6 protein-coding genes are annotated in these 7,044 nt (G+C 41.3%); 5 read left to right on the top strand and 1 reads right to left on the bottom strand.

The window, feature by feature from the left end:
- Window positions 1–181 precede the first annotated feature (181 nt).
- From FTV03_RS16590 to FTV03_RS16580, 3 genes are all read left to right on the top strand, one after another.
- Entirely contained in the window at window positions 182–727 is a 546-nt protein-coding gene (locus tag FTV03_RS16590) for a hypothetical protein (protein ID WP_180022953.1), read from the top strand.
- An 82-nt stretch (window positions 728–809) separates the two neighbouring features.
- Window positions 810–1,121 (top strand): ankyrin repeat domain-containing protein, encoded by a 312-nt coding sequence (locus FTV03_RS16585; RefSeq protein ID WP_180022952.1) that lies wholly within the window; start codon window positions 810–812, stop codon window positions 1,119–1,121.
- A 381-nt stretch (window positions 1,122–1,502) separates the two neighbouring features.
- On the top strand, window positions 1,503–2,678 hold the full coding sequence (locus FTV03_RS16580) for a PQQ-dependent sugar dehydrogenase (protein WP_373687968.1): 1,176 nt from the start codon (window positions 1,503–1,505) through the stop codon (window positions 2,676–2,678).
- A 93-nt stretch (window positions 2,679–2,771) separates the two neighbouring features.
- On the opposite strand, the gene FTV03_RS16575 is transcribed toward FTV03_RS16580, so the two are convergent.
- Window positions 2,772–3,812, bottom strand: a complete 1,041-nt coding sequence (locus FTV03_RS16575) for a TauD/TfdA family dioxygenase (RefSeq protein ID WP_180042264.1) — start codon at window positions 3,810–3,812, stop codon at window positions 2,772–2,774.
- Between the two features lie 471 nt (window positions 3,813–4,283).
- Here FTV03_RS16575 and FTV03_RS16570 point away from each other — a divergent pair, with 471 nt between their 5' ends.
- Together FTV03_RS16570 and FTV03_RS16565 are read left to right on the top strand one after the other, a co-directional pair.
- Window positions 4,284–4,679, top strand: a complete 396-nt coding sequence (locus FTV03_RS16570; protein ID WP_168379827.1) for a tautomerase family protein — start codon at window positions 4,284–4,286, stop codon at window positions 4,677–4,679.
- Window positions 4,680–5,169: 490 nt separating this feature from the next.
- Window positions 5,170–6,459 carry a glutamate carboxypeptidase gene (locus tag FTV03_RS16565; protein ID WP_168379828.1) on the top strand — a complete coding sequence of 430 codons (1,290 nt, stop codon included), beginning with the start codon at window positions 5,170–5,172 and terminating at the stop codon, window positions 6,457–6,459.
- Window positions 6,460–7,044: the final 585 nt, after the last annotated feature.

The raw sequence follows: 7,044 nt of genomic DNA, 5'->3' as shown, positions 1-7,044 counted from the left end.
ATGGAGAAATCTAATCGGTATGTTATACCTGAGAGAAGAGTGAGGAGTTATCCAAGGGTTGTAAAAGGAAAACCTCAAAAATACCCAAGAAAAAGCCAGTCAATCTCTTAACTGACTGGCATTACTCCGAAAGGGGGCTTTTTATGCTCTAATAGAAATGATATTTAGAATATTTAAAATTATGACAAAAGAAAGATGTTTAGAAAAAATGAAATACGTCCGTGATGCCTTTTGGTTTAGTTTAGGTGCTTACGGATTAGCAGTAAAAGAACCAACAAGCCGTTATTTGAGTAATTATAATTTAACAGTATCAGATAAAGAAATATATGTCTTAAGCGGAAATGAAGTAGCTGCTACAGATTGGCTTTTATATAATATTAATTTTTCAAATACTTTAGACAATGGTTCAGCAAAAATGTTTGTTAAACAAACATTTTACTACATGATTTTAGAAACTTTCGAAGCTGCCAAAAGTTATGCTTTTGAAAATAATAAATCTGATCATTTTAGGTCACAAGAATGGTATGCCTTTGCAAGGCATCTTAGAAATGCAATTGGTCATAATGGTGTATGGTCTATAAAAGGAATTCCTAATGATTTGCCTACTACTTTTAGGAATAAAACTATTGATTTGAGTTTTAACGGTCAAGAGCTAGGCGACTTTATTGGTTGGGTATATGGATTACAATTGTGTGCGACAATTCAACTGTGGGTTGGAGAGAGTTAATATTTTGTTGTGTTGTTAATTATTTGGTTTTAATTAATCTAATATCTAACTAAGCCCTTATTAATACTATTGTGAGAAAAATATGAACTTTAATTCTATCTCCCCAATCCCTGAAGACGATGAAGAACTGCATCTGCCTGAGCTAGTGTACTGGGCATCTTTAGGTGAACTTGCAGAAGTCGAAAAATCTTTGGCGAATGGCACAGACGTAAACTCTGCCGATGAAGAAGGCTACAGCGCACTGCATGCAGCAGCAGAAAACGGCTATTTAGACGTAGTGAAGCTATTGGTAGGCAAAGGTGCAGATGTAAAGCACAAAACCCAATATACCGCTTTAGAACTTGCAGAAATGGCAGGTCATGACGATGTTGTGGCATATCTCAAAAGCCTCTAAGTCCGATTGCGCAAAATCATGATCGTGAAATCCTCCAGCTGAATCTGGGGGATTTTTTTAATGGGTCATAAAAAATTAATAGATAGAAAAAGAAAACCCCGACATCCTGTCGGGGTTTTCTTCGTATTTCGTGTTCTAGATACAACTCCTTGTCATATCTCACGTCCTGATGCAGAAACTTATTGTTATTGTTTTATGTTTCGGAAACTTCCTGTCTCCTGATAACTGTAGATTAGGCCTGTTTCATAAACTTGGAAAGCCGCAATTTTCTGCATGTCATGTAAGCCAAAACGTACAAAATTATTCTGTTACCTTTCCAAAGAAAAATCATCTGATTAATTGATTAGAATCAAAGGATTATAAAAGGGAAGGGAACAGTAAATGAAACAATGCTTACAATATTTTCGAACGCCTAGCCTCATCGTTGTCATCCTGATGACAGCCGCATGCCATGCGGAAAACACCACAACTACAGCACAAGATCAAACACCAAGCCAAGCTCAAAAGTCGGCACAAATCCAGCAAGAACAGCGCTTTAAAATACAAAAAATCGCTCAATTTAATGAACCTTGGACCATCCAGCCGCTCTCAGACGGCCGTATATTGCTGACTGAAAGAAAAGGTCAGCTAATTATCTTTAATCCTCAAAACCAGCAGAAAATACAGGTGAAAAACCTTCCCAAAGTTGCCTATGGTGGACAAGGTGGATTAGGTGATATTGCACTTGATCCACAGTTTGAAAAAAATCATCAGATATATCTGAGCTATGCAGAAGCAGGACAGGGCGGTTTTGGCGCTGTCATCGAAAAAGCCACATTAAACCTCAATGAAGCTTCGCCAAGTTTAAAACAGCGAAAAATCATTTGGAGGCAAATTCCAAAAGTAGAAGGCCAAGGCCATTATTCACACCGAATGCAGTTTGGCGCAGATGGAAAATTATGGGTGAGTTCGGGCGAACGTCAGAAGTTTGATCCTGCACAAGATCTGCAGTCAAATTTGGGTAAAGTACTGCGCTTAAATAGTGATGGAACACCTGCTGTAGATAATCCATTTCAGACCCAAGGCGAGGTTGCAAAGCAAGTGTGGAGCTTCGGGCACCGTAATCCTTTAGGCATGGCATTTGATGCAAAACAGCAGCTTTGGGTGGCCGAAATGGGCCCGAAAGGCGGTGATGAGTTAAATCTGGTGCAGCGTGCGAAAAACTATGGCTATCCGCATGTGTCGAATGGCGATCATTATGATGATCAACCGATTCCTGATCATCATACACGGCCTGAATTTGAAGCGCCTGCCATCAGCTGGACACCGGTGATTTCACCGTCGAGTTTGATGTTTTACCAAGGGCAAAAATTCCCCTTGTGGAAAAATAAAGCGCTGATTGGCGGGTTGTCGTCTCAAGCAATCGTGATTGTGGACACAGCGCATCAACCGGCAACAGAAATCCAGCGCATCGACATGAAACAGCGGGTCCGTGGCTTGATTGAAGCCAAAGATGGCGCCATTTGGGGGATTGAGGACGGTGAAAAAGCATGGTTATTCAAAATTGAGCCAAAATAGCGGCTAAAAAATAAACAAAAAAATTCAAAAAATAAAAAAAAGCCCCTACGGGGCTTCTCACATACAGGCCTGCACGAATTTTAAATCTATCAGCTAAGCCGCATAGTGCTCATCGGCATTAAATGCATTGGCTTGAATTTGAATTAATTTACGATTTCCTTGTTCTCCATTCATCCGCCAATGCGCAATTTTAATATTATCGACGATCGCAACATCGCCTTTATGCCATTGTAAAAGCAGCGCATCTTTATACATCGCATCAAAAAATTGCTGCTTTTCGTTATCGCTGCATTCAATTTGTTGACCTTCTGGCGTGTAAATTTCCCAAGTCAGCTGCATGCCGTCCGCCGTCGAATCGATTTCAATCTCTCCTCGATTTTCAAAGCAATTTTTGGCCGCCTGATGGGCAAATGGATTGGTATTATTGGCAAAAGCCCACGGCTGAATGACATGCTTTTTCGTATCGGGGTGATGAATCACCAGTGGCGAACGCTGTAAGGTCAGTTTGGCTTTTTTATCTTGTCGAATCTCTAGACTAAACGGGCTCTTTTTCAGCAATAACCGGTCAAATAGCCCCACCTCGCGCGCCGAGACATAAGAAAAATGGTTCCATGCACCGAGATATTTTTCCTGTAGATGTTTCGGAAAATTCTCCCAAATCTGCTCTAAGTTATTAAATCCTGTTTCTGCCAAATACGTCGAAGGTTCCTGACAAAATAAGGCGATATAATGCGAGCGTTCTGAGCGCACGCCGCCTTCAACATGTGGGCCTTGTACCGAGTTTTCGACTGGACCCAATTGCACTGTGTTGCGGTCGATATAACGACGGTAGTCGCCTGCGCCGAGCAAGTTCTCGCTGTATTTTCGCATCCAAGATGCAACCCAGCTGGGTATATTGGGGTTAAATGCATTCCATGGCGTAAACTGAAAATATTGTTCAATCAGTTGGTTAAATTGTTCGGGTTGCTTGATGTTAAAACCACGGAACAGCAAGATGCCATTTTCATGGATTTGTTGTAAAAGCTCTTGTCGATGCGCGCCAATATATTGTGCAAGATCTTGTGGGCTATTGTGTTCTGGAGCGGCATGAAAAATGCGGGTAAAACTATTCAGTTGTTGCTGTTGCAATTGCATAGGTCATTCTCTAATTTTTTAATTCAATTTTTATTGTTGTCGCCTAATCCCTAAGCGCTGACAGTTCGAGCTGCTGAACTCGCAGCCATTATTCTGTCTAAAATCTTTGCCGATTATAAGTACAGTTTTACTGTTGCGATGTAAGTATTGTTGATAAATTGCGATTTTTCGACGAATAGAGTGCGATTGCTGAGTGAATGACGACATGAAAAAAGCCCTCGACATCCTATCGAAGGCTTTTTAGATTCATTCTAAAGATATGACTCCTGTCATACCGATTAGCGTTCCTGCTGCATGTGCATTATTTATTTTTATTGCAAGACATCCTGTCTCTGTATGTTCTTACTATAGGCGCGTTGCTGTTGAGGCTACAGGCGTAAATACTGCAAGCGCTGTAGGTAAATGCCTACAGCAGAACGTCGCTAAATCCTGCTAGTGTAGTGATGGATATAACAACAATGAGTTTCGCGCATGCCTGCAACACAAATCGATATACGGATGCAATACAGCATAGAACAAGAACAACAGTTGATAAATGCTGTCTTTGACGCCTTACAACAGAGTTTTCAGCTGCCTCGATATGACCGCAATATACGTTTGCAAGTGCATGCCCCACATCGGTTTCAGGTGTTTGATCATTTGACGCAGCCTGAGCGTTTTACACATATCACCATCGATTGTTTTGCGGGACGAACCTTAGCAACCAAGCGTAAGTTATATCAAATGCTGGTGCAAAATTTGGTGGAATTTGGCATTCCAGCCGACCATATCATCATTACCTTACGCGAAAGCCCTCAAGAAAACTGGGGGATTCGAGCTGGTCAAGCCGCCTGTGATGTCGATTTAGGTTTTCAGGTCGATGTTTAGTCTGTGCAAATACATGGAATGTTGCTTTCACGGAGCTTAAACGAAAAAAGCCCCGACATCCTGTCGGGGCTTTTTCGGATTCATTGTAGCGGTATAACTTCTGTCCTACCGTTAAGCTTCCTGCTCATTGTCTTATCATTGTTGTTTTATGTTCAGTGACATCCTGTCGCTGTATGACCTTAATATAAAAGTAATCCAATAACGTGAATAGTGTCTATTATCCGCATCTGATGTAAGCCAAAACGTACAACACCTAAATTATCATTCTGTCCGTCGCGTCAATGTATTGCACAGCATTAAGGCTCTCGACCGTTAGATCTATGCATCCATATTGATCTAAACCGCTTTTAAAACAGCAGGAAGCTGGTTTTGAAGTGACTAAAAGCCTTATCAGTGGTGTTACATATTTTTGCGATTAATTGGTTGAATGGTGAACTAATTTATCAGACATTAAAAATTCATAATGAAAAATATACAGGGAATAAGATCGATGCTAAGAACACTTACACAACAACGGACGACATCAAAACTTCAGCTCGCATTAGGCTGCGTCATTGCGCTTAGTGCTTCAGCAAGTTGGGCAGCATCTCCACAAGAGATTAAGAAAATTGCAGAAAGTCAAAAGCAAAGTTATTTAGAGACCTTGAAAACCTTAGTCAATATTGAATCTGGCAGTAAAGATATTGAGGGATTGAATCAGATTGCCAAGGTGGTCGCAGAGCAATTAAAAGCCACAGGGGCTGAGGTGAACGTGATTCAGCCCAAAGACATCATGAAACTCGATGGTGCGCCAGACCAGACAGGGCCGATTGTAAAAGCGGTACTAAAAGGCAAAGGTAAAACGAACATTATGTTGTTGGCGCATAACGATACGGTGTATCAAAAGGGCCAATTACAAGGTCAACCGTTTCGCATAGACGGTAATAAAGCTTATGGTTTAGGTATTTTGGATGACAAGCAGGGTGTTGCTGCAGTGATTCATGTCTTGGATATGCTGAAAAAGCTGAAGTACCAAGATTACGGCACCATTACGGTGTTAATTAATTCAGATGAAGAAATCAGTTCACCCGGCTCGCGCCAATTGATTATGGATACCGCTCAAAATCAGGATGTTGTCCTCTCCTTTGAAACCGGTGGTTTAGAGGGAAGCTTGATGTTAGCCACCAGTGGGATTGGTGCGGCTTATTTAGATATTAAAGGGCGGGGTTCGCATGCGGGGGTAAAACCTGAAGCAGGGGTCAATGCCTTGACAGAACTGGCTTTTCAGATTCAACAATTGGAAAATCTATCCAATCCGAAAACGGGTTTAAAGCTGAATTGGACCGTTGCGACGGCTGGAAAAACCCGAAATGTGATTCCTGACCATGCGACAGCACAGGCAGATGCTCGTTCCTTAAAACCACAAGATTTTGCTGAGTTGGAAAAAACCTTGAAGCAAAAAGTTAAAACCAAAAAATTGGCGGAAAGTCAGGTCGAGGTCAAATTTGAAGTCCGTCGTCCACCTTTAGAAGCCAGTCCACAAGCCAAAAAATTAGCCGCAACAGCCCAGCAGATTTACACAAACGAATTAAAGCTGCCGATGAAAGTTGAAACGACCGCTTGGGGTGGTGGTACCGATGCCGCTTTTGCTGGGGTTAGTTCGAAAGCCGCGATCATTGAAGGAATCGGTATGTCTGGCGATGGATTACATTCAGATAAAGCTGAATATATTTTGACAGATTCTATCGTACCGCGTTTGTACTTGGTGACGCGTTTAATTGTGGAGAGTTCTAAAAAGTAATCGTATCCGATTGGATGAGATCTAATGAGTCATTGCCCTGAGTTTGGTTGTGGCTCATGTTAGAGCTATTCTTATGTAGCATTTGAAATGAAAAAAGCCCCGACATCCTGTCGAGGCTTTTTCAGATTCATTCTAGCGGTATAACTCCTGTCCTACCGTAAGCTTCCTGCTTAGTCTTATCATTGTTGTTTTATGTTCAGTGACGTCCTGTCTCTGTATGCTTTAACTTTATCGTGGATGATGCATGGCGTATAGCTGCCATCTGCCGAAAATAATGTAAGCCTGAACCTACAAAAGGCGGCATCTATCACGCGAACGGCAACAATTAAGCACTCACATATTGCAGTAATTTTTTGAAAATCGCTTTAACCGCTTTGTTGTCAAATTCATTCGGTTCGAATTTATCAAATGGAGCGTAAAACTCTGTCCTTCAGGTCAGAGATATAAGCGACACGACCTGAAGTGTCGTTTGATTTAACTAAGGACTATTTTCCTTGAGTTTTGATTGTTAATATAAGTACATGAAAACCCTTAAATTACGTATAAAAGACAAACATTGCAAGGTGTTAGACCAACTAGCATCAG

Source organism: Acinetobacter sp. YH12218, from assembly GCF_013417925.1.
Lineage (GTDB): Bacteria > Pseudomonadota > Gammaproteobacteria > Pseudomonadales > Moraxellaceae > Acinetobacter > Acinetobacter amyesii.
This window is presented reverse-complemented; position numbering and strand designations above follow the sequence as displayed.

Excerpts from the sequence above, each read along its gene's own strand:
- FTV03_RS16580 (WP_373687968.1), top strand. The coding sequence starts at position 1,503 with ATGAAACAATGCTTACAATATTTTCGAACGCCTAGCCTCATCGTTGTC.
- FTV03_RS16575 (WP_180042264.1), bottom strand. The coding sequence starts at position 3,812 with ATGCAATTGCAACAGCAACAACTGAATAGTTTTACCCGCATTTTTCAT.
- FTV03_RS16590 (WP_180022953.1), top strand. The coding sequence starts at position 182 with ATGACAAAAGAAAGATGTTTAGAAAAAATGAAATACGTCCGTGATGCC.
- FTV03_RS16570 (WP_168379827.1), top strand. The coding sequence starts at position 4,284 with ATGCCTGCAACACAAATCGATATACGGATGCAATACAGCATAGAACAA.
- FTV03_RS16565 (WP_168379828.1), top strand. The coding sequence starts at position 5,170 with ATGCTAAGAACACTTACACAACAACGGACGACATCAAAACTTCAGCTC.
- FTV03_RS16585 (WP_180022952.1), top strand. The coding sequence starts at position 810 with ATGAACTTTAATTCTATCTCCCCAATCCCTGAAGACGATGAAGAACTG.